At 67.3% G+C, this 24,838-nt stretch carries 26 protein-coding genes and 1 tRNA gene; 9 read left to right on the top strand and 18 right to left on the bottom strand.

Annotated features, from left to right (window positions below; translation table 11 throughout):
- Positions 1-12: 12 nt before the first annotated feature.
- The 5 genes from N0B31_RS02345 to N0B31_RS02325 form a co-directional block, all read right to left on the bottom strand.
- Positions 13-702: a competence/damage-inducible protein A gene (locus N0B31_RS02345; RefSeq protein WP_260594182.1), complete on the bottom strand. Its 690-nt coding sequence runs from the start codon at positions 700-702 to the stop codon at positions 13-15.
- A 115-nt stretch (positions 703-817) separates the two neighbouring features.
- Positions 818-1,672 carry a DUF5803 family protein gene (locus N0B31_RS02340; RefSeq protein WP_260594181.1) on the bottom strand — a complete coding sequence of 285 codons (855 nt, stop codon included), beginning with the start codon at positions 1,670-1,672 and terminating at the stop codon, positions 818-820.
- The gene (locus tag N0B31_RS02335) at positions 1,673-2,347 is read right to left on the bottom strand and encodes a DUF2110 family protein (protein ID WP_260594180.1); all 675 of its coding nucleotides are present in this window, start codon (positions 2,345-2,347) and stop codon (positions 1,673-1,675) included. It lies immediately after the preceding gene.
- Positions 2,348-2,878, bottom strand: coding sequence for a transcription factor (locus tag N0B31_RS02330; RefSeq protein ID WP_260594179.1), 531 nt, complete (start codon positions 2,876-2,878; stop codon positions 2,348-2,350). It abuts the gene before it with no gap.
- Between the two features lie 61 nt (positions 2,879-2,939).
- Entirely contained in the window at positions 2,940-4,091 is a 1,152-nt protein-coding gene (locus N0B31_RS02325; RefSeq protein ID WP_260594178.1) for a PGF-CTERM-anchored ABC transporter substrate-binding protein, read from the bottom strand.
- Between the two features lie 53 nt (positions 4,092-4,144).
- Between N0B31_RS02325 and btuC the strand changes: the two genes are divergently transcribed.
- Together btuC and N0B31_RS02315 are read left to right on the top strand one after the other, a co-directional pair.
- Positions 4,145-5,188, top strand: coding sequence for a vitamin B12 ABC transporter permease BtuC (btuC, locus tag N0B31_RS02320; protein WP_260594177.1), 1,044 nt, complete (start codon positions 4,145-4,147; stop codon positions 5,186-5,188).
- Positions 5,185-5,997 carry a heme ABC transporter ATP-binding protein gene (locus N0B31_RS02315; RefSeq protein ID WP_260594176.1) on the top strand — a complete coding sequence of 271 codons (813 nt, stop codon included), beginning with the start codon at positions 5,185-5,187 and terminating at the stop codon, positions 5,995-5,997. The genes btuC and N0B31_RS02315 overlap by 4 nt, the downstream gene beginning before the upstream one ends.
- Before the next feature lie 110 nt (positions 5,998-6,107).
- On the opposite strand, the gene N0B31_RS02310 is transcribed toward N0B31_RS02315, so the two are convergent.
- Entirely contained in the window at positions 6,108-6,371 is a 264-nt protein-coding gene (locus N0B31_RS02310; RefSeq protein WP_260594175.1) for a hypothetical protein, read from the bottom strand.
- A gap of 83 nt (positions 6,372-6,454) precedes the next feature.
- Between N0B31_RS02310 and N0B31_RS02305 the strand changes: the two genes are divergently transcribed.
- From N0B31_RS02305 to N0B31_RS02295, 3 genes are all read left to right on the top strand, one after another.
- A complete protein-coding gene (locus N0B31_RS02305; protein WP_260594174.1) occupies positions 6,455-7,225 on the top strand; it encodes a CAP domain-containing protein in 771 nt (256 codons plus the stop codon).
- 86 nt (positions 7,226-7,311) lie between these two features.
- A complete protein-coding gene (locus N0B31_RS02300; protein WP_260594173.1) occupies positions 7,312-7,590 on the top strand; it encodes a hypothetical protein in 279 nt (92 codons plus the stop codon).
- Between the two features lie 59 nt (positions 7,591-7,649).
- Positions 7,650-7,877 carry a DUF7385 family protein gene (locus N0B31_RS02295; protein ID WP_260594172.1) on the top strand — a complete coding sequence of 76 codons (228 nt, stop codon included), beginning with the start codon at positions 7,650-7,652 and terminating at the stop codon, positions 7,875-7,877.
- Between the two features lie 55 nt (positions 7,878-7,932).
- On the opposite strand, the gene N0B31_RS02290 is transcribed toward N0B31_RS02295, so the two are convergent.
- Positions 7,933-8,415, bottom strand: a complete 483-nt coding sequence (locus N0B31_RS02290) for a cupin domain-containing protein (protein ID WP_260594171.1) — start codon at positions 8,413-8,415, stop codon at positions 7,933-7,935.
- 150 nt (positions 8,416-8,565) lie between these two features.
- On the opposite strand from N0B31_RS02290, the gene N0B31_RS02285 reads away from it, so the two are divergent.
- Complete coding sequence (locus N0B31_RS02285; RefSeq protein WP_260594170.1) at positions 8,566-9,258, top strand: helix-turn-helix domain-containing protein; 693 nt, start codon at positions 8,566-8,568, stop codon at positions 9,256-9,258.
- 4 nt (positions 9,259-9,262) lie between these two features.
- Here N0B31_RS02285 and N0B31_RS02280 read toward each other — a convergent pair whose 3' ends face one another.
- From N0B31_RS02280 to N0B31_RS02265, 4 genes are all read right to left on the bottom strand, one after another.
- Positions 9,263-9,412, bottom strand: coding sequence for a hypothetical protein (locus tag N0B31_RS02280; RefSeq protein WP_260594169.1), 150 nt, complete (start codon positions 9,410-9,412; stop codon positions 9,263-9,265).
- A 93-nt stretch (positions 9,413-9,505) separates the two neighbouring features.
- On the bottom strand, positions 9,506-10,057 hold the full coding sequence (locus tag N0B31_RS02275; protein WP_260594168.1) for a hypothetical protein: 552 nt from the start codon (positions 10,055-10,057) through the stop codon (positions 9,506-9,508).
- Between the two features lie 239 nt (positions 10,058-10,296).
- A complete protein-coding gene (locus N0B31_RS02270) occupies positions 10,297-11,574 on the bottom strand; it encodes an RNA-guided endonuclease InsQ/TnpB family protein (protein WP_260594167.1) in 1,278 nt (425 codons plus the stop codon).
- A gap of 820 nt (positions 11,575-12,394) precedes the next feature.
- The gene (locus N0B31_RS02265; protein WP_260594166.1) at positions 12,395-13,189 is read right to left on the bottom strand and encodes an esterase/lipase family protein; all 795 of its coding nucleotides are present in this window, start codon (positions 13,187-13,189) and stop codon (positions 12,395-12,397) included.
- 255 nt (positions 13,190-13,444) lie between these two features.
- Between N0B31_RS02265 and N0B31_RS02260 the strand changes: the two genes are divergently transcribed.
- Positions 13,445-14,131: a helix-turn-helix domain-containing protein gene (locus N0B31_RS02260; protein WP_260594165.1), complete on the top strand. Its 687-nt coding sequence runs from the start codon at positions 13,445-13,447 to the stop codon at positions 14,129-14,131.
- Positions 14,132-14,182: 51 nt separating this feature from the next.
- Here the strand turns inward: N0B31_RS02260 and N0B31_RS02255 are convergent, their stop codons facing one another.
- Positions 14,183-14,704 carry an Lrp/AsnC family transcriptional regulator gene (locus tag N0B31_RS02255; protein ID WP_260594164.1) on the bottom strand — a complete coding sequence of 174 codons (522 nt, stop codon included), beginning with the start codon at positions 14,702-14,704 and terminating at the stop codon, positions 14,183-14,185.
- A 187-nt stretch (positions 14,705-14,891) separates the two neighbouring features.
- Between N0B31_RS02255 and N0B31_RS02250 the strand changes: the two genes are divergently transcribed.
- Complete coding sequence (locus tag N0B31_RS02250) at positions 14,892-15,614, top strand: sensor histidine kinase (RefSeq protein ID WP_260594163.1); 723 nt, start codon at positions 14,892-14,894, stop codon at positions 15,612-15,614.
- Positions 15,615-15,723: 109 nt separating this feature from the next.
- Here N0B31_RS02250 and N0B31_RS02245 read toward each other — a convergent pair.
- Positions 15,724-15,796: transfer RNA gene (locus N0B31_RS02245), tRNA-Thr, on the bottom strand.
- A gap of 83 nt (positions 15,797-15,879) precedes the next feature.
- Positions 15,880-16,908 (bottom strand): class I SAM-dependent methyltransferase, encoded by a 1,029-nt coding sequence (locus N0B31_RS02240; RefSeq protein ID WP_260594162.1) that lies wholly within the window; start codon positions 16,906-16,908, stop codon positions 15,880-15,882.
- Between the two features lie 98 nt (positions 16,909-17,006).
- Here N0B31_RS02240 and dph5 point away from each other — a divergent pair, with 98 nt between their 5' ends.
- The gene (dph5, locus tag N0B31_RS02235) at positions 17,007-17,783 is read left to right on the top strand and encodes a diphthine synthase (RefSeq protein ID WP_260594161.1); all 777 of its coding nucleotides are present in this window, start codon (positions 17,007-17,009) and stop codon (positions 17,781-17,783) included.
- On the opposite strand, the gene artA (N0B31_RS02230) is transcribed toward dph5, so the two are convergent.
- The 4 genes from artA (N0B31_RS02230) to N0B31_RS02215 form a co-directional block, all read right to left on the bottom strand.
- The gene (artA, locus tag N0B31_RS02230) at positions 17,780-18,814 is read right to left on the bottom strand and encodes an archaeosortase A (protein WP_260594160.1); all 1,035 of its coding nucleotides are present in this window, start codon (positions 18,812-18,814) and stop codon (positions 17,780-17,782) included. The genes dph5 and artA (N0B31_RS02230) overlap by 4 nt on opposite strands.
- The gene (gene artA, locus N0B31_RS02225; protein ID WP_260594159.1) at positions 18,814-19,758 is read right to left on the bottom strand and encodes an archaeosortase A; all 945 of its coding nucleotides are present in this window, start codon (positions 19,756-19,758) and stop codon (positions 18,814-18,816) included. The genes artA (N0B31_RS02230) and artA (N0B31_RS02225) overlap by 1 nt, the downstream gene beginning before the upstream one ends.
- 72 nt (positions 19,759-19,830) lie before the next feature.
- Positions 19,831-20,904 carry a hypothetical protein gene (locus tag N0B31_RS02220; protein WP_260594158.1) on the bottom strand — a complete coding sequence of 358 codons (1,074 nt, stop codon included), beginning with the start codon at positions 20,902-20,904 and terminating at the stop codon, positions 19,831-19,833.
- A gap of 173 nt (positions 20,905-21,077) precedes the next feature.
- Positions 21,078-24,497: a DUF7282 domain-containing protein gene (locus N0B31_RS02215; RefSeq protein ID WP_260594157.1), complete on the bottom strand. Its 3,420-nt coding sequence runs from the start codon at positions 24,495-24,497 to the stop codon at positions 21,078-21,080.
- Between the last annotated feature and the right edge of the window lie 341 nt (positions 24,498-24,838).

Raw genomic sequence — 24,838 nt, 5'->3', positions numbered from 1 at the left:
ACGCGCTGAGACCTACTCCTCCGGCGCTTCCACCCGGTCGCGGAGCCACGCGGCCGCCCGCTCGACCTCGTCCTCCTCACCCTCCAGTCTGACCCGGACGAACTCGCCCGGGTAGGAGCCGACCTTCACGTCGAACGACTCGCGGAGCGTCTCGATACGGTCGAGCAGCGCGGACTCGGGTTCCGCCGCCGGCACCACGCTGACGTGCTGGATCTCCCCGGAGAACTCCTCGGCGACGCCTTCGAACATCGCCTTCATCTCGTCCGGGACGCCGGGGAAGACGTAGACGTCGTCGACGACACACCCCGGCGCCACCCCGACGGTGTTGTGCAGGACCCGCGCGCCGGCCGGGAGGTCGGCGGTCCCCTTCGCGAGGTCGTCGCTGGCGTAGCCGCCGTGTTCCTCGAGCCACGCGAGCGCCTCCGCACTCTCCTCGACGGGGCGGCCGAGGGCCGCGGCCACCGCCTCCATCGTCAGGTCGTCGTGCGTCGGCCCGAGGCCGCCGGTGACGAGGACGGCGTCGTACTCGGCGCGGTACTCGTTGACGACGCGGGCGATGTCGGCCACCCGGTCGGGGACGGTGGTGGAGCGCTCGACGGTGACGCCGCGTTCGTGCAGTCGCCGGCCGAGCCACGCGGCGTTCGAGTTGAGGGTGTCACCGGAGAGCAGTTCGTCGCCGACGGTCACCAGCGCGACTTCCATGCCCCACGGTTGGGGCGGGGGTGTCAAAACCGGCGCGATGCGTGAGGGGTCGACTGGCCGTCAGCAACGAGGGGCAGGCACGGCGAGCGAAGCGATGACCGCGACCCTCGCCGTCTCAGAAGGGGCCCGGGCCGTCGTCGTCGCCGGTGTCGACGTCGAGGCCGACCTCCTCGCGGCGTCGCACCGTCTCGCGGATGCCGAGGTAGTAGTAGATGCCGCCGGCGACGCCGACGACGAGGCCGATGGCGGCCAGCCCGCCGAACAGGAGCAGGTCACGCTCGAGGTAGTACCGGACCGAGACGCTCGGGGCGTTCTCGACGCTGTCCCAGCGGACGACCACGCGGTCGTCGACCGTCTCGGTCGAGGCGCCACCGGGGGTCACGTCCGAGAGGATTGGCAGGCCGACGCGGGCGCCGTCGGTCAGGCGCATTTCGTAGCTCCCGCGGACGAACTGTGGCGTGGAGACGGACTTGCCGTTCTTCGGCCCGACGAACGCTATCTGGGCGGAGTCGTTCACGGGCAGGAACACCTGCGTCCGGCGACGGGTCTGGTTCACCGTCAGCAGCGAGTCGTCCACGTCGGTCTGGGTGCCGTTCTTCACCATCACGAGGTTCGCCCCGTCGTCACCCTCGACGAACCGGAGTAACGTGCCGTTGTCGTAGCGCAACTGGAACGACTCCGGCGTCAGCGGCTGGTCCGTGCCCAGCGCGTCCCGGTTGTACAGCTCCATCGAGTACGGCTCCTCCAGACTCCCGGTGGTACGGTTGCCGACCGAGTAGACCGCGGTGTAGTTGTTCCGGTAGAGTTCGATGCGGGCGTCGGCGTCGGCGTCCCACTGGTACTCGACGCCGGGGTCGGCGGCGAGCGCGCCCTGATTGACGGATCCGGGACCGAGCAGGGTCGAACAGCCCGAGAGGACGAGCAGGCCGACGAGCATCGCCACTCCGAGGAGTCGCCGGGCGCGGCCCATCTACGGTACCACCGCGAGCAGTTCGGCGGGGAGGTACTGCCCGATGGACGCGACCAGCCCGGGCGGGTCCGTCCCCTCCTTGCAGACGACGCTCTGTTCGAGCAGGCCGAGTCGCTCGACCGTGACGATGTCCTGCGCGTGGCCGGCGCGGTTGACCGTCGCGCGGACCTCCGCACGGGTCGCGGAGTTGACGTTCACGCGCCCCTCACCACGTGTCCAGTCGTACAGGCGGTCACGCTCCGCGTCGGCGAGGCGGGCGGGTTCGCCCGGTTCGCCCTCGACGAACCGCATCGGGAGGTGCTGGACGAGGCCGAACCGCTGGCGGATCTGGGAGGGGGTCCCCTGTCCCAGCCCGAGGCCGTCACTCGGGACGAACACCTCCTCGCCCGCGTCGAGGTAGAACCCCTCGTCGTCCCAGCGTTCGAGCGTGCCGACGTACACCTCGCCGGCCTCCCGGTGTGGCGTCACGGCACCCCACTCCTCTTCGAGGAGGTTCCGGGCGACCGGGGCGTCCTCGCCAGTGACCGTGACCGAGGGGAATCCGTCGTCGCGCAGGCCCACGTCGACGTCGACGTCGAGGCCACCCAGTTCGTCGGCGACCTGCGAGCGGAGCGACTGGAGCGTCCGCTCGCGCGCCTCACCTTCGACGTAGCACTTCGTCGCGAGGACGACCATCTACGCCTCGGCCTCGGAGGGGACGTTCAGCTCCTCCTCGAGGCTCTCGATGCGCGTATCGATGGCGTCGACCAGCCCCTGGTTCCCCATCGAGACGAGTTCGCCACCACACTGCGGGCACTGGAAGCCGAAGTCCATCGCCTCGCCGAACTCGAACCGGATGGAGTCGGTCTCACAGAGGTAGAACTCGTGGTCCTGCTCGTACTCGCGGCGCGCTCGTAGCGCCTCCAGCAGGCGGTGCATCTCGTCCTCCAGCCGTTCGGGGATGTTGTCGTACTCGAACGTCCAGAGGTAGGTGAGCCAGCCGCTGTCCTCGTCGCGCAGCCGGCGGTAGGTGGCCAGGTCGTTCTCGTAGAGGATGAACAACGCGCGGCGCACGTCGTTCAGTTCGAGGCCGATCTCCTCGGCCAGTTCCTCGTCGGTCACTTCTCCGTCCGGTGGGGAGGCGGCCACCGGCATACCCGTCGGTCCGACGAGTTCGTGGAGGTACTTCTGTATCACGGGGTCCTCCAGAAGGTCCTCGTACGCCATTACCTGATACTGGGCCGGTAGGCCGGGTAAAACTTCCGCTCGGGCCCTCGCGTGCCCCGCGTTAGCGCCGCCGTGTGGCCAGCAGCGCGGCCGCCGCGAGCGCGACCAGTGCACTCGCGAGGCCGAAGCCGGCGCCGTCACCCGAGGAGTCGGCCGCGGGCGTCTGCTGGTCGTCGTCCTCGGCCGGGGCTGTCGTCGTGAACGTCGCGTCGGTGGGCGGCGCGGTGGTGGCCGCCACGGTCGTCTGCTCCGGAGTCGGCGTCGACTGCGCGGCCGCCGCGAACGCCTCCTGCATCGTCCGGATGGGCCCGATCACGCGCGGCGCGGGCTGTTGGGCGAGGTTCGTGTCCACGCGGACGATATTCCCCTCCTGGTAGGCCGTCGTGGAGTTCCACGGCTCGCCGGTCGGCACGCTCGAGTCGCTTGGCACCACGACCACCTCGGGGTCCTGCTCGGCGACGATCTCGAGGTTCACCTGCCGGAAGCCCGTCACGCCGGCCTCGGCGGCGACGTTCGTGCCGCCCGCGGTGGTGATGAGTTCGTCCGTGAACGTCCCGCTCCCGGCGGTGAAGTTGAAGAAGTAGTAGAAGACGCGCGGGGAGTCGAACGTCTCGGCGTCGGCGTCGATGGCGTCGATGGAGGCGTCGAACTGCTCGTTGGTCTGCTCGGCCTGGTCGCACGCGCCCGTGAGCGCGCCGTACGTGTCGACGCTTCGTGTGATACCGGCGAGCGTGGACGGGAAGTCCTCCTTGTAGACGGTCAGCCCGGCCGCCCGGAGGCTCTGGGCCGTCTCGTTGGAGTAGATGTTCGCCAGCACGACGAGGTCGGGCTGCAGCGCGACCACCTGTTCCTGGTCCACGGCGCCGTCCTGCGTGACGACGTCGGTCTTGTTCTCGGAGCCGTTCAGGTACGCGGTGTAGGACTGGACCGGCATCCCGACGACGCGGTCCTGGACCCCGAGTTCCCACATGACCTGTGGCGTCGACCCGCCGATAGCGACGATGCGCTCCGGGGGCTCCTCGAGCGTCACCTCGGTCCCGGTCCCGTCGGTCCGCGTGACCGGGAACGCACAGTCCTCCTGCGTGGCGAGCGTGGTGCTCGCCGGCGATACGGCCGTCTCCGTCGCGTCACTCGCGGGCGCACCGACCGCCCCGAACGGGACGACGGCGGCGAACACGAGCGCCGCGACGAGCGCGACTGTCTTCTGATGCACGTCTCGGCCGTTTCGCGTATCCAATAAGTATTTACCTAATCCAAATGTGCTTGATGAACGTGTACCCGAGGGCGAAGGCGGCGGCGTGGAGCGGTGGGCTCGGCTCCGCGCTGTTCGCGACGATGGTGCTCGCGGCCAGCGTGGGTAGCGTCGCCATCGACCCGGTCGTCGTCGCCAAGGCGATGCTCAACACCGTCGTCGTCCCCACGCTCTCCGGGTGGGCCCACCCGTTCGCCTTCGAGGTGGCCCAGTCGAGTCAGGTCATCGTCGGCCGGCTCCGGATGCCACGCATCGCGCTCGGCGCCGGGGTGGGCTTCGCCCTCGGCACCGCTGGGACGGTGATGCAGGGCTTCTTCCGGAACCCGATGGCCGACCCCTCCATCATCGGCGTCTCGACGGGTGCCGCGGTGGGGGCCGTCGCCGTCATCGTCTTTCCCTTCGCCATCCCGTTCTCGCTGCAGTGGGCCGCGTTCCTCGGCGCACTCGTCGCCGGCTTCGGCGTCTACCTCATCGCGAACCAGGGTGGCCGCACCCCCGTCGCCACCCTCCTGCTCGCGGGTGTCGCCGTCCAGACGTTCCTCGGAGCGGCCATCTCCTTCCTGATGCTGTTCGCTGGCGACAGCCTGCAGCGGGCGGTCTACTGGCTGATGGGCCACCTCCACAACGCCAGCTGGGGGAAGGTCGGGGTGGTTCTCACCGTCTCGCTGCCCGCGTTCGTCCTCCTGTTCGCCTACGCGCGCGACCTGAACGTCCTCCTGCTCGGTGAGGAGGACGCCCACGCGCTCGGTATCGAGGTGGAGCGGACGAAGGTCGTGTTGCTCGCGCTGGCGAGTCTTGTCACCGCCGTCGCCGTCAGCGTCGCTGGCGTCATCGGGTTCGTCGGCCTCGTCGTCCCGCACGTCATGCGCCTGCTCGTCGGGCCGGACCACCGCGTGCTGTTGCCGACCGCCGCGCTCGCTGGCGCTGTGTTCCTCGTCGCCACCGACACGGTCGCGCGGATGGGCCCGGCCGAACTCCCGGTCGGCATCGTCACCGCCGCGCTCGGCGCGCCGTTCTTCCTCTACCTGCTCCGTGAACGCGAGGTGCACGAACTGTGATCGAGGTGGACGGCGTCTCCGTCGCCTTCGGCGACTCGACGGTCCTGCGCGACGTGTCGCTCTCGGTCGAGGCGGGCTCGTTCCTCGCGCTGGTCGGGCCGAACGGAGCCGGCAAGACCACGCTGTTGCGGGCGGTCAACGGTCTCGTCGCGCCGACCACGGGGTCCATCACCATCGACGGGGCCGCAGTGGCGTCGCTCTCGGCACGCGAGCTCGCCCGCCGGGTCGCGACGGTCCCGCAGGAGACCCACCTCGGGTTCGACTTCGACGCGCGGAGCATCGTCGAGATGGGTCGGACACCCCACCGCTCGCGGCTCGGCGGGTCGAGTGAGGGCGACCGCGACGCCGTCGAGCGCGCGCTCGAACGGACCGAGACCGCCGCGCTGGCCGACCGGCCCGTGGGCGACCTCTCGGGCGGCGAGCGCCAGCGGGTCCTCCTCGCCCGCGCGCTGGCGCAGGAGACGCCGACGCTGTTGCTCGACGAACCCACGGCCAGTCTCGACATCAACCACCAGCTGGCGACGCTCTCGCTCGTCCGCCACCTCGCCGACGAGGGGCAGACGGCCGTCGCGGCCATCCACGACCTGAACCTCGCCGCCCGCTTCTGCGACCGGATGGCGCTACTGGCCGACGGGGAGCTGCTGGCCGTCGGGGCGCCCGACGCGGTGCTGACGAGCGAGCGGCTGGCCGACGCCTACGGCGTCCCGACGGCGGTGACGGAGAACCCGGTGACCGGGACGCCGACGGTGACGGCGCTGGAACGGGAGCACGCGGTTCCCGCACCGGGGCTCGAGGCCGACGACGACTAGCCACGTCGTGCACTTCGCTCCGGGAGTGGGCCTCGTTCGCGCCTTCGGCGCTCGCTCGGACGGCGTCGAGTTCCACCCCTCCGAACCGCACTGTCTCTACCGGTGGCACCTCACGACCGGTAGCGGGCGTAGGACTCCCCGAGCGCCGCGCCGATCATCAGTGGGAGCATGAGCGAGAGTCCCACGGTCAACAGCAGGGTGAACCACCGCGCACCGCCCGGCGGCCACAGGAGGGGGCCGACGCTACTGAGCGTGGGGCTGAAGAAGACGACGCCCGCGAGGAGCCCGACGAGTCCGCCGGCGAGCCGGTAGCGGGTCCGCCGTTCCCGCTCGCTCGTCGGCTCCGGGTCGTTCCACTCGCGGTCGTCGTCCATCGTTCGTCTGTCGGGCCGTCGTCGCTTAATCAGTGTCGTTCTCCCCCGTAGGTTAATCTACCAGGACGGTATACCACGATTCAATGGTGAACAAGGTGGCGCTCGGTATCCTCGCCGTCATCGTCCTCACGGCGATGACGGTGGGTGGACTGGTCGGGCTCCAGTTGGGTGGCGGCGGTTCTCTGGATGGCGGAGACAGCCCTGATGAGGGGGAAGCCTCTACGACGCCAACAGCCACGCCGACGAACGGCGCTGGAGGTTCAACCATCACACCCACAGCGGCGCCGACCGCCACCCCGACGCCGACACCCACCGCTACACCGACCCCTGTACCGACGCCTACACCGGTCCCGACCGTAGCGCCGGACGAGTTCAATGAATCCGAGATAGAGCGGATAATTCAGGCAGAGTTGAACGAGCGTCGTGTAGACCGGTCGCTCACCTCGCTTCGGTCGTACGGTCCGCTTGTTGAGATGGCGCGGTTCCACAGTGAGAACATGGCTCAGCAAGGATACGTCTCACATGCGGCTGCGGGGGTCACCTCTGCTGAACGCTACGAGCGGTTCGAATTGGATCGGCGGTGCCGAGTCCCCGACGATTCGAATACTGGAATCAGAGACGATCAAGAATTGGAAGTCGTTGGCAAGACCATCGCTGGGCGGCAATTCACAGGACCCGACGGTGAGATGCAGTTTAGTCGAACAGATGAAGAGGTCGCTCAAGCAATTGTAGCGCGGTGGTTTGACCGTACCGAAGAGCGTCAAAAGCTGGTCCTAGAGAACGCGGACGAGGTCGGCATCGGCGTGGTGATGGGCGACTCTGGTGATACGTATGCCACGGTGAACCTCTGTTGAAAGTAGCCCTCACCAGCGCCCCTACCAAGGCATGTTAACTCACCACAAGACATAAGCGCCTCCCCGGCGAATATTGCGCGGACATCATGCAACCGAACGGGCTCCGCAGCGTCGACGTCAGCATCCTCGAGTACCTCGACCGCCACCCGCCGGAGTACATCCCGCTGGTGGCCAATCGGCTCGGCGTCCACCTCGGGTACGCGGAACGTCGGTTCGAGACACTCGTCGACGGCGGGCTCGTCCGTCCGGTCACCAACGAGTCCATCTACACCATCACGGAGCAGGGTCGAGCCGCCCTCACACCGGGCGAGGGGGCGGCCGAGACCGAGAGAGAGTCAGAGGAGCCGGTCCTCGCCGACGACTGAGACCCGCTGACGCCGCTCGGCCGGTCAATCTTTAGGGGTGGGGCCCACTGAGAGGGTGTATGGAGGAGTTCGACACCATCGTCGGGTCCGTGACCCCACGCGAGAAGTCGCCGACGGTCGACATCTACCAGAACACGGTCGGACTGGCCTGTCCCGCCTGTGACGAGCCGTTCGACGACCTCATCGTCTGCAAGGAGTTGACGCGACTGAACCTCTCCGAACGGATGGACATCTGCCCGACGACCCACGAGGGATCGACGGTCATCTTCACGCACAAGGAGGAGTAGCGGCGGCGGAGGGCGGGTCGGGGCAGGACAGCTCGGGACACGGGGGCCTCGCCGCTCAGACCGTGAACGAGGTGCCGCAGTCGAGACACGTCAGCTCGAACCGGCCCTCGTCGGTGAGGTCGAGCCCGTGCGGTGTCTCCTCGCCGCACTCACGACAGTCGACCACGCTCTCGATGTCGTCCCAGTCGTGCTTGCTGTCGGGGGCACCGAGCGCCCACCCGACGAGCGTGTCCTCGCCGTCGTTGTAGCCCGTCTGGAACTCGCCGGGGGCGAACCGGACGAGTTCACCCTCGTCGACGACGATCTCCTCGTGGTCGAGCCCGACCTCGAAGCGTGCGGTGCCGGACTCCACGTAGAACACCTCCTCCTGGTCGTGGTGGGTGTGGAGGCCGCCCGAGAACGACTCCTCGGGCTCGAGTTCGAAGTAGTTCATGGCGAAGTGCTCGGTCCCGAGGACCGAGGAGACCGGCTTGCGGACGCTGTGGACGCCGAGCGGGCTGTTCTGGACCGGAACGTCGTCGATGGAAACCTTCTCCATACGCCGCGGCACGGACCGTGGTCCCTTCAGTCGTCGGGTCTCGGACCCCACCCAGGTGTCACGATTCACCGTGATGGAAGGTGTTAATCACGCATCCACCGATACCCTCGTCAGTACCGACGACCGAACGGTCCCCTCACGAGCATCACGATGCGCTACTTCGACCTGACGCTGACGCCGACCGGTGGCGGCATCCACCCTGCCGACGCGCGGTTAGCCGGGGTGCCCGCAGTCGAGCGGGAGGCGCTGTTGCACGTCGACGCCTTCGCCGACGGGACGGGCGTGTTGCTCTACCGCCTCCACGGTGACCCAGCGGCGGCACGGGACTGCGTCGACGGCCACGAGGACGTCCTCGACTGGGACGTCCTCCCCATCGCCGACGGCGGCGCGTTCCACCTCTACGTCCACGTCGCCGCCGGCGAGCCCGCGGGGACGCTGCTGTCGCTCTCGGACCAGTTCGCGCTCATCGTCGACACCCCCATCGGGTTCACGCAGCGTGGCGGCCTGCTCGTCACACTCGTCGGCACCCACGACACGCTTCGCGGGGCGCTCGAGAGCGTTCCCCACGATGTCCACGTGACCATCCGGCAGGTCGGTCGCTACTCGCCGGGGAACCGCGACATGCTCTCGCTGCTGACGACCCGCCAGCGCGAGGTGTTCGAGCAGGCCGTCGAGAGCGGCTACTACGAGATACCGCGCCGACTGAACCAGAGCGAGCTCGCGGAGAGGCTCGGGTGTGCACCCTCGACCGTCGACGAACACCTCAGGAAGGCCGAGTCGAAGCTCCTCTCCGGACTCGTCGACTCCCCGCAGTCGGACACCCACCGGGGCGACCGCGACTGACCCGTCAGGCGACGGGGCGGTGTTGTTCGGGCTCGGATTCCTCCTCCTCTTCCTCGCGCAGGGCTTCCGGGACGTACTTGAACGCCGCGACGGTGAACAGGAGGAGAGCGAGCACCGTGACGGCCGTCAGGGCGAGTACGACTTGATCGGACATACCTCAGGGTCGCCCGGCATCGAACAAAGAAATTGCCCTTCGTCGTCGTCGTGACCCGAAGCCAGCCGACAGGCCTCAGTGCCGGCGCCGACGTCAGTCTCGCCGTCGCCTCGGGACGACGGTGGCGAACGCTACCAGACCCAGCGCCACTGCCGGCCCGATCCGCAGCCCGACGAGGTTCCGCAGGTCGAGCGCCAGTTTCACTGCAGTGAGTTTCAGGGCGTTGAGGATGCCGACACCGTGGACCGACACGTCGCCGTCCCGGTAGGCCCGGTCGAGTGCCGTGGCAGGCGCGTCTGCCGACGCCACCTCGCTGACGGTCCCTGGGTCGGTCACCACCCGGGTGGTGGGGTTCCCACCACCCGGGCCGTCGACCGCCCGGAGTTCGACCAGTTCGCCGTCGTCCAGCCGGACGAGGTAGTGGTTCGTCGCCCCATCTTCGCTCACCGCGAGGTTGATGCGGTCGCCGACGAGCCACCCCGGAACCGGGAGCGGGCGGTCGCGAACCCGCTGGAGGTTCCGGTGGATCAGTCGGTCGAGGCCGGGGCGCTCCAGGTCGAGGCTGCCATTCACCTCGAGCGTCGGGATGTCGGGGGCGCGAGGGACGCCGAGCCGGGTCCCGCACGTCGCCCGGGAGGCCTCCATGCAGACGACGATGGTCGTCTCGTTGGCGTTGCCAGCGGCGTCACGGGGACGCAGCGTGAGGACGTGTGCACCCGGTCCGGAGCCGTTCAGTTCGAGGGTGTACTGCCGTCGGTCGCTATCGTAGAACCCGGGGCGAGAGGTCTCGACGGTCCGGAACGACCGCTCGGCGGTCCGGGGGCCGAACGCATGACATCCTCCCCGGCGTGAACGCCGGGGGTTCCTCGCGCTGGGAGTATCGCTTACCGACCCACGGAGGCAACTTGTGGGTTCGTATGCTCCTCGTTGGGACGGGGAGAGCGTGATGACTCCAACCATTCGTGGTTGTCCCACTTGAGGCATACAGGCCGTGCCATCGACCGTGGTACCGTCGTCTGCCGTCTCAAGAACGTTTCTGACGCCGTGAGGTCTGCGTGCCCTTCAAATCCACACGGACACGTCAGCGTGTCGCGGTGGCGCGTCGTGTCTTCTGTCGAACCGCAGTTTGGACACTCCTGACTCGTCCACGCCTCTGACCGTACTTCCACCGAGATACCGTATTCCTCGGCGGTACACGACAGTCGGTTCACGAACGCTCTGAACGCCCAGAAATTGTGCGTCTTCGCGTTCGTCTCAACCGACCAGTGCGTGTCCAGCACGTCCGTCAACGCCCCGGCGTACACCGTCGAGACGCTCTCGTCGTAGAGCCGTTCGATGAGGTCACGGGCAAGTGCGTCTCGGGCGTGGTCACGTCGCTTAGTACGCCGGTCGTACAGGCGTCGGATACGGTGACTGCTGTATCGACCATCCTCCAAGAGTGATTGGCGGCGGGCGATTTCTCGCGTCGTCTCGCGGAATCGCTCGAACAGCGAGCGACCTTCGTACAGGTATTGCTCACCGGTTGTGGTCGTACAGGCGACGAGCGTGTTCGCACCGATGTCCAGCGCGGCTTCTTCCGAAGCCAGTGGGTGTGCCAGTCGAGAATCGTCGATGGTGACTGGCTGAAAGGCCCTGAACGTCTGTGCGTGTTCGTCGTAAAACACCTCCAACCGACCCTGCTTGTCGTACTCTCTCCAGTTGAGGTCGCCTCGGACTTCGAGTCGGAGACGTTCCAGTTGGCCGAGTCCGTACTCGTCTTTCAGGTCTTTGCCGACGAGGATTTCGAGCCGGGAATAATCGCCCCACTCGACGGTGTACGACGTGTTCCGGATGAATGTGCGGAGTTCGCGTCCATCGTCTTCGTTGCCCCAGTAGCCGGGTTTGCCGTTGGCTTCGCCCTTCTTCTTGAGGCTAAAGAACGACTTCCACGCTTCGCGGTTCTTGCGTTCGATTTGCTGAACCGTGGATGCGCCGAGAACACCGCCATAGCGACCGCGATACTCGCTGATCTCCCACACGTCTGCGTCTGGGTCGGCGTAGTTCTCGCGACGCTCGTAGGTGATTTCGTTCCAGAGAGCGGCAGAAGCGTCCAACAGCCGGCGAAGCAACTCCTCGTCCTCCGTGGACTGAGGGACTACCTCGAACGCGTTGGTCCGCTTCATCGAACCGACAGAGGGCGTGGCTGTACCTATATATCTGCCATCCGGGGTGAAAGTGAACGCGAAGAGAGACCTCGAACTGAGCGGCGTCGGCGGTTGTTCCGCAGTTGTCGGATTCACGCCCGCCCTGAAGGGCGGGACTCTCTCCTCGAATCAGGTAGTCGTACGTCTCCACGCCCGAGTCCGGGTGGCCCCGGTCCGCCATCGGGTCCCACGCCACGGTCACGCTCGAGCCGTTCGTCCAGTAGTCGAACACGGCGTTACCTCCCTGAGCGGGGCCAATCGCCTCCGGGTCGGCGGGATAGGGGTCGCTCACGTCGACGCGGACGGTGTACCGCGTCACGGGCCCGCGATTGCCGCTGTAGTCGACCGCGGCCACCTGCAGGTACCGCGCCCCCTCGACGACGCGCGGTGGGACGTCCGGCCCCGTGAAGTCGTAGGTCAGGTTCGAGCGCTGGACGCCGTAGAACGTCCCGTTGTGGATGGCGTTCGAGACTCGGAGGTACTGGTCGGCGTACTGCCACGAATGACATCCTCCTCGCCGTGAACGGCGAGGGTTCCCCATCCGCGCTCGGGGTCGGGCTGGCCATCGCACCCCGCTTGGTGCGTGGGGCTCCAGTCCGTCCGACGGGGGTAAATCCACCCGGCAAAGCCGGGGCATCTCGGTTCGTGCGCCGTGCGTGAGTCCCGTGAAGGATGTGGCGGATTCGGCGTCCCGAGGGACGCGGTATCTCCTTGCACAAGGTAGTTCGGTGGTCGCTCGACCCCCGACTGAAGCCGGGGGCATGCGCTTGATTTTATATCACTGGGGACAGCGTGCGACTCAGTCCGCCGTCTCCTCGTCGGCGTCAGGCAGGCCGACCTGGTTCTGCAGGTCGTACGGGTGTTCGTCTGCCACCCACTCGTAGCAGTGCTCGAGCGCCCGTCGCTCGGTCCGGACGCCGTCGTGGTCCGTCTCGAGGACGAGGTTCGTGGCGCCCTCGAGTACGGGACTGTCGTGACAGCCCCAGAACAGCGGGTCGTCCGTCCCGCGGATGGTGTAATAGTCGACGTCACCGGGCGTCTCGTCCTCGTTGAGTCGGGCGAGCGGGTGGCCCTCGATGCGGTCGTAGTCCGCGCGGAGGAAGGTGCTCATCTTGTAGGTGCCGTCGCGCATCCCGGCCTCGTCGGCCCACTTCGTGAGGACGGTGCCGTGATTCGCGCCGGCGAGACCGACGAAACTGTCGACCATCTCGTACCGGTCGTACTCCGACATCCACCAGCGGACGCCCGTCACGCCGAGGCTGTGGGCGACGAGCGACACCGAGTCGGCGCCGGCGTGCTCGCACACCCGGTGGACGAAGTCCTCCAGCGTCGTGGCCATCTCGGGGTGACTCGGGCTGCCGTCGCGGAAGCTCACTGCCCAGAGTTCGTCGCCGAGGTACGACCGCTGGAGGAAGAACTCGGCGTGGGGCGCCCAGTCGCAGGCGTCGCGCTGGTTGCCGTGGACGAACACCACGGGGGTCCGTTCGCTCCCCGGCTCGGTGCCGTGGAACGCGTGCCCACCCCATCCACCGTAGAGGCCACCCGTGTTCCACGGGAGTCGTGACCCGTCGGTCCGACCGTGGTCACAGGCCACTGCACACCCCCCGTTCCGGCGAGCCTCGCGCAGGTGCCGGATGTTCGAACGGAGCGCCGCCCCGAACGGCCACCCCCGAGTCGGATTACCGAGAGACACGTTGCCAATCAACACTCGCGTCCCCCGTAAATAACTATGTGAAACCGACGGCCCAGATACGCTTTCCAGGTGGCAGGAATCGCATCAGGTGGGTGGAGAGTGTCACCCACTGGGAACCGACAGCACGTTGATACACTCGTCGGGCGTATCTCGACCATGACGGTCATCGCCGAGTTCAGTCTCCCTGCCGAGGAGTTCCTCCTCGGCGACCTCCTGCAGACCACGCCCGACGTCCGCATCCGGCTCGAGCGAGTCGTCCCCACGGGTGCCGAGGTGATGCCGTACGTCTGGGTACGGCTCGAGGACGAGCGGCTCGACGCGTTCGAACGGGTGGTGAACGAGGACCCACTCGTGGGGCAGCTAGCCCGTCTCGACAGCGTCGACGACGAGACGCTCTACGCCGTCGAGTGGGAGAGTCCGCCCGAGAGCCTCTTCGAGGGTGTCGTCAGGTCCGAGGGAGCCATCCTGCGCGGCGGCGGGGCACACGGCCGCTGGGAGTTCATCGTCCGATTCCCGGATCACGACCGCTTGCGAGCGTTCCACGAGTACCTCGACGACCACGGCATCACCGTGTCGGTCGACCGGGTGTACACGCTCTCCGAGGACAGCGAGACGCCAGACGGGTTCGACCTGACCGAGACCCAGCGCGAGACGCTCCGGACCGCGGTCAGACGGGGCTACTTCGAGGTGCCGCGGCGCGTGACCGCCACCGACCTCGCCGAGGAACTGGGCGTCACCCCGCAGGCGGTCTCGGAGCGAATCCGACGAGCGACGAACTCCGTCCTCAACAGCGCCCTCTTCACCGGGGAGGAGTCACCGACGGGCGACGATCGGACGCAGTAAGGTTCCGTCGGCTGCGCCCCGGCCGGGCAGGACGGCCGGTTCGACCGCTCCTCACTCCTCGGCGTCCACGTCGGCGGCTTCCTCACCACGGTCGTCGGCGTCCCCACCGCCGACGCGGTCGTCGAACGGCGAGGAGACGCGGTGGGCAACGCGCCTGACGAGGGACTCCTCGACGACCTCCAGTCCGAGTTCGTCCAGTTCGTGGGCGATCCGCGTGATGTCGTCCCGGTCCTCGCCCACCGCCTCAATGAGGACGTTGCGATGGCCAGTCATCAGCTCCCTGACGCCCAGCACGCCCGGGATGTCGAGGACCGCCTCCGCCTGTTGCGACCGCTCCCGTACCGACCCCGTACACGTGAAGTGGTAGTGCAGCGGGTACTGGGCGGCGGGGTAGTCCACGACCGCGGTGTACCCCTCGATGATCCCGGCTCGCTCCATCGCGCGGATGCGGTTCCGGACCGTGCTCGCGGAGACGTCGAGTCCCGCGGCCAGTTCGGTCATCGTCGCCCGGCCGTCGCGCTGCAGGAGCGCGAGGATCTGCTCGTCCACGGCGTCGAGTTCCCCGTCTCTCACGGGCCGTCGTTCGCCAGCCTCAGATTTATGTATTCCGTAACCCCGTACCGGTTTCACTGTGGATTTCGGAGCGTAGCGCGCTCCCAGTGCGGAAGGTGATATCGGGCGTCGGCTTTATACAGAAAGCACACAGACCATACGTGTCGTCCGGCATCTTCGACACGCGGCTCCCCCGGCTCCGATACCCATGACAACTCCCCCCACCCACCTGCCCGGCGCCGCCCCTCCCGACGCCGGTGACGAGACGGAGACGTGCGAGCAGACGCACCGTCGCGCCGAGCGACTCCAGCGGCGAGTCGACCGCCTCACCGAGTGCTCGGAGGTGTTCGTCCACGACATCCGGACGCCCGTGAGCGTCGCGGCCGGCCGCATCGCACTGGCGAGAGAGGCCGACGACGACGATGAGCACCTCGAGGCCGCCGCGGACGCCCTCGCTCGCGTGGGCGGTATGCTGGAGCGCTGGCGGACACTACTTCGCGCCGAGGAGCGGGCGCGCTGGGAGCGACTCGACTTCGAGGCGCTCGTCCGCTCGGTGTGGCGTGACCTGGCCACCCCCCGGGACGACCTCCTCGTCGAAGGGACACTCGAGTTCCGGGGGGACCCGGACGCTGTCGACCGGCTCCTGATGAACCTCGTCTCCAACGCGCTCGACCACGCCGGCCCCGACGTGACGGTGTGGGCCGGCTCCATCGACGAGGATGGCTTCTACGTCGAGGACGACGGCGCGGGCATCCCGCCGAGCGAGCGGGAGGCGGTGTTCGACCCCGGCCACTCCTCGGGCGGCGACGGCCACGGCTTCGGCCTGACGAGTGTCGAACACGTCGCCGACGCCCACGACTGGGCGGTGCTCGTCGACGAGGGGCGCGAGGGGGGCGCCCGCTTCGAAGTGCGGGACGTCGAGGTGGTCTGAGGCCGACGCTCGGTGGCTGTGTCGACTGTGCTACGGCGGGTTGTCTCGGCCTCGCCGTGTTCGCTCAGAAGGTCTACTCGGGTAACGCCCACTGCGTTCGCCCAGAAAGAGCCGGTAGAGGGATTTGAACCCTCGGCCTATTCCTTACGAAGGAATCGCTCTGCCAGCTGAGCTATACCGGCGCTACCACAAGGTCCGTCGGTTTGCAGTATAAGGATTCCGGACTCATCCGTCACCGGTGGACCGCCCACGTCGCGTCACAGACTCAGCGCGTCAGCCGCACGTCCAGACACACGTTCTCCTCGTGTGGTGCGTACGACCGGACCACCCGGCGAGTCAGGACCTCGACCTCGTACGCCTCGCCGGCGGCTTCGCGGATGGCCGCCTCGCCCGGCCCGAACGGGTCCGAGTCGTGCTGGATGTCGTAGTAATGGAGGACACACTCGTCGCCGGCCAGCGCCACCGCGGTGTCGAGGAACTCGCCAGCGGAGTGCGGGAGGTTCATGACGAGACGGTCGGCCCACCCGTCGTACTCCTCGACAGTCCCCCCGACGCCGTCGGACGCTCGCGCGCCCGACGAGCCCGCGACGACGTCGCGGACGTCTCCCTCGATGGCGGTCACGCGGTCGGCCACCCCGTTGCGTTCGGCGTTCTCGCGGAGGTACGCGACAGCGGCCGGGTTGAGGTCCACGCCGACCACCTCGGCGCCACGCTTGGCCGCGGGGACGGCGAACGGCCCAACACCGGCAAACATGTCGAAGAACCGCTCCCCGTCGCGGACCTGCTCGGTGACGCGGTGGCGCTCGGTTGCGAGTCTGGGCGAGAAGTAGACCGTCGCGATGTCGAGCGCGAACGAACAGCCGTACTCCCGGTGGACCGTCTCGGTCCCGTCGCCGGCGAGGACGTCCCACTCGCGCACGCGGAGTTCACCCTCGATGGGTGAGGCACGGTTGACGACGGTCTTCGCCCGGAGGTCCGAGGCCATCACGGCGTCGGCGATGTCGCGTGCGCGGTCCGGGTCGTCCTCGTCGAGGATGACGATGTCCCCCAGTCGCTCGTAGGAGGGTTCGTAGCCGAGCAGGTCGACGGGTCTGGTCTGTCGCTCCCGGGCGGGCGCGTCGAACTCGACCACGTCGTACGTCTCGGGCACCGCCGGCGGGTCCGCGACGGGCACATAGAGCCACCCGTCCTCGACGGTGATGTCGTGGGACTCGTCGAGGACGTCGAGTTCGGCGAGGGCCTGTCTGGTCTCCTCGCCAGCCTCGCGGGCGACACGCACACACGGGACGGTCATCGATGGGGATGGGGTGGCGCCTCGGGTAAGCGTGCCGCTCTGGTGTGGCCACGCACGCGTCCCGCGCCGCTTATGCCTGCCCGCCCGTGATGCCGGGTATGCTCACCTTCGTCGGGCTCGGTCTCTACGACGAACGCTCTATCACTGTCGAGGGCCGCGAGGCTATCGCCGAGGCCGACCGCGTGTTCGCGGAGTTCTACACCAGCCGCCTCGTCGGGACCACGGTGGAGGACGTCGAGGAGTTCCACGACACGACCATCGAGGTCCGCGACCGGGAGGGCGTCGAGCAGGACCCCGAACCCATCCTTGAGGCGGCCGAGACGGGAGAGGCCGTCTTCTGCACCGCCGGGGACACGATGATCTCGACGACGCACGTCGACCTCCGCCTGCGTGCACACGAGCGTGGTATCGAGACGCGAATCGTCCACGGCACCACCGCGGCCGCGGCCGCCGCCTCGTTGACCGGCCTCCAGAACTACCGCTTCGGGAAGGCGACCACGCTCCCGTTTCCCTACGGGTCGATGGGCGTCCCCGGGAGCGTCGTGGAGACCATCGAGGCCAACGCCGAGCGCGGCCTCCATACGCTCGTCTTCCTCGACATCAAGCGGGCCGAGGACCGCTACATGACCGCGAGCACCGCGGCCGGCCTGCTGGCTGAAGAACTGGGTGACCGACTCGGCGTGGCGGTGTGCCGTGCGGGGAGTCCAGAGCCCGTCGTCGTCGCCGACGGGCTGCCCGCGCTGGCCGAGCGGGAGTTCGGCGACCCGCTCCACATGCTCGTTCTGCCGGGCGACCTCCACCACGTCGAGCGCGAGGCGCTGGCGGCACTCGCGGGCGCGCCCGAGCGACTGCTGGGTGACGAAAGGGCCGGCTAGTCGCCCCTACTGTCGGCGTCGGCCCGGACCGGCGGGGCGTCGGCCGCACTGTCGACGTCGAGCGCCGCGCGCAGGTCCCACTCGCTTCCGGTGACCACGAACAGCACGTCCTCGACCACGGCCAGTACCTCCGGTAGCTCACGGACCACGAGGTAGGTGACGACGACGAGCGCCAGCACCGAGCCCGTCTGGGCGAGGATCCGGTCGGCGACGTAGTACGAGACGAGCGCGGGGTCCTGTGCGAGCGAGAAGTCGAACGTGCTCGCGATCAGTTCGGGGGCGACCTGCGCGCGCATCTGTCCGAACGAGAGGCCGATGAACACGTTTCGCCCGAGGTTGAGGACGTAGATGACCGGCAGGGAGACGGCGAGCGCACGGGCCTTCCGGCGGAGCGGTGCGCGCACGGCCGCGACGAGCCCGGCGAAGATGGCCATGCTCCCGATGCCGGTACAGGCGATGAGGATGGTGTAGGTGATGGTGTACGGGTCGCCGGTGGAGGGGTTCGTCGTCTCGAAGAAGAACGTCGAGCGGTAGTCCGGGTAGTGCTCGAGACAGGCGCCGCTCGCGGCGTACTCGCGACAGACCTGCTGGCCGGAGATGACTGCCGGCTCCTGACCGAGCTGTGCCATCAGCACCTCGGTGTGGACCGTCACCGTCTCGACGAGTGCCTGTCGGAGCGGCGCGACCATCTCGAACGGCATGAACACGACACCCATCGCGGCGACGGCCCGCGAGAGGACCAGCAGCGAGTCACGCCCGGCGTACAGGAGGTGGCCGACGTACACCGAGATGGGGATGGCGGCGAGCGCGCCGACCCCCTCGATAGCCGACTTCTGCTCGAAGACGAAGTGTGGCGTCTGGACGAGCCAGAAGACGGCGAACAGCCCCCACGCCCCGACGGTGATGTAACGGGCGAGCGCACGCGAGCGGAGTTCCGCGGCCGCACCCAACAAGAAGGTCCCCACCACGAGCCACGCCAGCGGCTCGGCGAGTGCGTCGTAGACCGAGAGACTCGTCTCGACGGGTCCCATCACTGCTCACCGTCGCGCTCCGCCGGCCGGCCGCCGTCGGTGGCCGGCGGCCCGCCCGGCCGCAGCCCGAGTTCCGCCTGCAGGTCGAGTTCGCGCCGCGTCAGCACGTAGACGGTGTCCTCGAGGACCGTCGTCACCTCGGGGAGTCGCCGGACGACGAAGAACGTGATGGCGAGCAGCGCCACCACCGACGCCGACTGCGCGATGACCTTGTCCGCGAGGTAGAACGAGACGAGGCCCTCGTCACCGGCCGGGACGCCGAAGACGGCGCTGACCGGGTCGACGCCCACCTGCAGCCACTGCTTGCCGAAGGCGATGGCGATCCAGACGTTCCGGGCGATGTTCAGCACCCAGATGACGGGGATGCTGACGAGGAACGCCCCGACCTTGCGGTCGATCGGTGCCTTCACGGCCGCGATGACGCCCGCGAAGATGGCCATGCTCCCCAGCCCCGTACACGCGAGGATGATGTAGGTCTCGAAGGTCCGTCCGCCGGTGGTGAACACGAACGTGTTGCGGACGCCTTCTTCGTTCGCCGTCACCTCCGGCGAGTAGCCGAGCAGGTCGATGCCGAGTGCGACCTGCCGGGTCGTCTCCTCGATGAGGAACTCGTAGGCCGGCTGGATTGTCGTCGCCGGGAGGTAGATGACGCCCATCACCGCGACGGCCCGTGAGAGGACGAACAACGAGTCCCGACCGTTCCAGAGCAGGTAGCCGGTGTAGACGGAGGCGGGGACGGCCGCGAGGCTGGCGATCCCCTCGATGGCGCTCTTCTCGACGAGCAGGAAGTGCGGCACGAGAACGCCCCAGAACACCCCGAAGGTGACCCAGCCGGCCGCGGTGAGCGCACGCCCGACACGGCGGTCGCGACGCTCGAGGAGGACGCCGGCCACGAACAGGCCGATGGAGAGCCACGCCAGGAGGTCGGTCGGTCCTTGCGGCATGTGGTTAGTCCTCCTCCGTCGTTCTCGAAGTTAGATGTGACGGCCCACGGTGGGTCGGCGTCTGGCGTTGAATCAATGTCGCCACCCCACCTCGGTCGCGCGGTGCCGACGGTCGTACGCTTCCAACCCCTCGCCGAGCAGGCCGGTCAGCCGACCGTCTCCGTACAGCGTCGAGTGCATGTAGTCGAGGAACGTCGCGGGGACCACGAGTTCGCCGTCCTCGCGGACCACGCTCGCCGCCATCGTGTAGACGTGCCTGTGACGCGTGTCGTAGACGAGCGCGCCCGCGACGGGCGGGGTCTGGACGCGGGAGTCGGCGGCGTGCAGCGCCTCCACGGACCGCTTGGCGTACTCGTTGCAGAACAGGCCGGTCGGCTCGCCGTCGGTGAGCGATGCCCAGTCCACGTCGTCGGCGAACGGTTCGCGCAGGGCGACCGTGTCCATCGCGAGGTTGAACTGGACCGCGCCGGCGAGATAGCGCGGCACGTCGTAGTCGGTCTTCTCGCGGAACGCCCCCACGAGCCCCCGGATCACCGCTTCGGGCTCTGTGGGGTCCGCCCCGGTGAACTCGCCGACGAGCGAGGCCGCCACGCCGTGTGAGCCACCACGCAACAGCGCCGTCGTGAGCGGTCGTGGCTCGGCCGCGCGCGCCCGCTCGAACGTCTCGGCGAGGTCGCCGAACGCGAACGGCGCGACCCCGCTCTGGAGTTCGCGCAGGTCGCGGACGACCCGCTCCAGCGGCCCGGACGAGAGCCCGAGCTCCGTGTCGAGGTCGGCCGCCTCGGCCGGCGTGGTCTTGGCTACCCGGAACCGTTCGCGTCGTTCCTCGTCCGCCGAGACGGTGATGATACCCTTCACCATCGAGAGCTGGTGACCGTCCACGTCGACGGTCCGCTCGCCGGCAAACAGGCCTTCGCTCGCGACGCTCGCGAGCGACTGCGTGTGGAGGTTCTCGCCCACGAGCGGGCCGTACCCGACGAGGACGTTGTCGACGGCCTTCGCCCCGCCGAGGCCGAGGCCACCGACCGCGGCGGCACGGAGGACACGACGGCGTTCGAGGTCGACGTCCGCATCGCCCGCATCGTCCGTCACTTCGGTCCCCCGAAGCCGGCGAAACCGCGAGACGAGACGGTCGGGCAGTTCCATATCTCGTTTATCGATGCCACCCCGTAAGTGCTTTCTCTCCGGTGTGCGCGGCGCGCACGCTCGCGTCGGTACCGGTCGAGGCACGTGGGGAGCACAGTGTCGCCACTTCGTCGGTGGCGCGTCAAAGAATGGGTATCAGCGTAACCCCGTGAGGGGTGGTTTACTCGCGTGCGTTAGTCGCGGCGGACCGCGATGAGCGCAGCGGCGAGGAACGCGATGAGCGCGACGATGACACCGAAGCCAGCCTGGCCACCCGACGTGGTCGTCGGCGGCTCAGTACCGGGCTCCATCGTCTCGGTCGCCGTGGCCGTAGCCGTGGCGGTCGCCGTGGCCGTAGCCGTCGGAGTCGCCTCCGTCGGGGTCGGCGTCGGCGTCTCGACCGTGTAGTCGGCCGAGTCGATGACGATCTGGTCGTCGGCGTTCAGGTACGGCGCGTCGTCCGCCCCCTCGCTGGAGACGAAGTCGTACTCCTGGTTGCCGTTGGTGTCACGGTGCGGCATCGCGATCGCGGCCTGGGACTCCGTCAGCGGGTCGTCCAGGGCGACCGTGATGTCCTCGGACGTACCCGGCTCGAGGTACTCGGACGTACCGAGGACCGAGCCGACCGGGTCGTCGCTGACCGTGCTGTCGTGGATGGTGACGAAGCCACCGTTCGGCAGGAACGCCGAGGCGACCGAGACGGACGAACCGTCGCCCGACTGGGCCTCGATGGAGACCGTCGCGATCTCCGCGTCCTCAACCGTGTATTCGGCGGAGTCCGTCACGATGCTGCCGTCAGCGTTCGTGTACGGACCGTCGTCGGCACCTTCCGAGGAGACGAAGTCGTACTCCTCGTTTTCGTTGGTGTCGAGGTGCGGCATCGCGATGACAGTGCCACTCTCGTTGAGCGGGCTGTCGAGCGTGACGGAGACGTTCTCCGTCGTGCCGGACTCGAGGTACTCAGACGTCCCACGGACAGACTCAATCGCGCTGTCGCTCAGCGTGCTGTCGTGGATGGTGACGAAGCCACCTTCCGACATGGTGACCGAGTCCACGAGGACCGTGTCACCAGCGCCGGACTGGTTGCTGATCGTGACGTTGGCCGACGGGGCCGCCGCGATGACACCGTCGATCTCCGTGTCACTGACCGAGCTCGGACTTTCAACACTCAGCGTGAAGTCCTGCCCAGCCGAGACGTTCGTGAAGTCGAACGTGCTGTTGAACGTGCCGTTCTGCGTGACGACCGTGTCGTTGCTGAAGAGGAACGGGCTGTCACCGGTCGCGCGAGCGCGAACGGTCATCTCCGTCCCAGGCGCGAGGTTCGTCGTGCCGGAGACCACCTGATCCGCGGCGGCCTCGACTTCGACGATCTCGTCGCCATCTTCGTCCTCAGCGTTCGAGTCGAACTCAGCCTCTGCGTCGGCGAGGTCGACAGTGGTGAACAGCTTGGTGTCCTCCTCAACCAGTTGGCTGTCCTCGAAGATCTCAAGCGTGACGTTCAGGACGTCGCCGTCCTCAAAGCCACCCTCATCCGAGAAGTCGCTGGCCTCCAGCGCGCTGGAGTCAACGTTGACGTAGAGCGTGCCGTTCTCGTCGTCAGTGACGACGTTAACGTCGCTCGCAGTCAGGGGAGACTCCTGAAGCGTCACGTTGATCGCGTCAACGTTCGGGCCAGGGTTGTCCTGAACGAACCGAAGCTCGATTCCCGGGCCGATGTCATCGTCCTCGGGGTTAAGATCGGAGCTCAGAGCTTCGAGTGCGCCGAAGTCGTCGCCGTTGGCTTCGACTGCACCGAAGATGCCGTTTCCGTCGAGTTCGTGGACGACGACGTCACCAAGCGCCACTTCATCGGTGGTGGTGATGAGGCCGTCAGCACGGGCTTCGGAGACCGCTTCGGCGTCGTCGAGGTCGCTGAACTCAGCGGACGGCGCCGTCGCGATGTCGAAGCCAGTGATCGTGGTCTCCGTCAGCGCGAGCGTCGCGACGTCCTTCTCGTCGTCGTTGACCGAGACGCTCAGGTCGTAGTCACCCTCGTCGAGCGGGGAGCGGTCCTCCCGAACGAGGTCCTCACCAGCACCGTTGGTGAACTGCTCGTTCCGGACGACGTCGTCCTCGGAGCTGAACTCGTTCGTGTAGGTGTTCCACTCAACGACGACTTCGCCGTCGTCGTCGTCGTCCTCGATTTCGAACGTCGCAAGGTAGTTCACGTCGTCCGAACCGACGTCAACCGTCGCGACATCCGTCTGGGTCAGGTCGATCGTGAACTCAACGATGTCACCACGGGCTTCACTGTACGCCGAGGTAGCGAAATTGGCGTCAATGTCGCCAGCCTCGTTGTTCGTGATCTGCGCCGTGGCCGAGACACCGGTGTCATTGACTTCGATATCGAAGTCGTAGTCATCGGCGTCGATGTCGGTGAAGTCAGCACCGATGTTCGCGTTGTTGCTGTCAACCGCAAGCGTGTACGTGTCTTCATCATCGCCATCGAACTCGCCGGCCTCTTCACCGAAGATGGTCTCGAGGTCGTCGTAGCTGATGTTGTTTGCGCTGATGTCGACGTTGTACGTCGCGCGGTTGGAGTCGAGCATGAGTTCAGTCGGCTCCTGCTCGACAGTGTCGTCGTCGAACTCCGCGCTCAGCGTCTGCGGAGTGACGGTGAACACGTCTTCCTCGTTCAGTTCAGCGTTACTGGCTGCATCTCTCGCACCGTCAACCATCACGATGGGGTCGCCATTCTGGTAGATGGCGTACTCACCTTCGAGGTTGCTGGTGTCGATGGTCGCCTGACCCTGGTCGTTCGTCGAGATCTCACTGACGATGGTACCACGGATGGGGTCGCCAGCGTCACGAGTCACGGTTCGGAGGACCAGACGCTCGTTAGCGAGGTTAGTCGGATCGTTGATAGCGAGTTCCTGACCCTGCCAGAACAGGTCGTTCTCGTTGCTGTCGACGTTGGCGTCAGCATCCTCGCTCGCGGATGCACGGACCGTCACCGACGCGAAGTTGTCGGCCGTGGCCGTCGGGCCATCGGAGTCAACAACTTCCGCGTCGAGGCTGACCGTCGTGTCATCATCGACACTGGGCGCCTCAACATCGACCTGAATCTGAACAGCCGCGTCGTAGGTTTCGGCGCCTGTATCCGGGCTAACATCGAAAGTCAGCCGATCATTGACACCGTCAGAGTCTCCGCTGACGAGCGACGGGCCACCCTCTATCGAGTAGGTCGTGCCGTCGTTCTTGTCCTCGACGGAGACACTGAGCGAGCCAGTGTCGGCGTTCTGCGCGATGGCGTTCGGCAGGTCGACATTAAACGTGTCTGTGTTGCCATCGTCCGCGATTTCGTCCACGGTAAACGTGAACGTGTGGGTGTTAGTGGTTCCTTCGAGCACCGTCGTCGGCGATGAAGCCGGCGAGTCGGCGAACGATGCGCCGCTGCCTGCGGGTACGCCACCCGAGGCATTAGTCGCAGCTGCTGCAGTCCCAGCGAATGCGATGGTGCCCGCGAAAACGGACGTAACCATCAGCACGGCCAGGAGCAGGCCGCGAAGTTTGTCGTTTGTTCCTGTCATAGTTTGTTTGAGCTGCACCGCATCGGCGACGTCCGTTTCGCGCACCCTGCGTGCGGCCCACGCGGGCCACCGGGAGACGCAGGGACGGTACTCCGTACTGTCACCATGGGTAGGGGTACACCCCAGACAACTTGCGCTCGTTATAAATGTTTTGTGGTAGAACGCGTTGAGTGCCATCACCTAACGTACCGGAAATCACCGGGTAGCGGCCGTATTGGTACAATGTGACACACCATCCGGAAACGTCAGACGAGAGTCGTACGGACGACTGACAGAACGCGCTCGTGATAGGTAACGAGCCATGAGGGTTGGCGCGGGGCAGACCGCGGCAAACCGCCGAAGACATTCCCAGCAACCGTTCTACCAGCGATTACGATTACCTCAGT

Source organism: Salinirubellus salinus, assembly GCF_025231485.1.
GTDB lineage: Archaea > Halobacteriota > Halobacteria > Halobacteriales > Haloarculaceae > Salinirubellus > Salinirubellus salinus.
The sequence above is the reverse complement of the archived record's forward strand: the minus strand, read 5'-3'. Positions and strand labels throughout refer to the sequence as shown.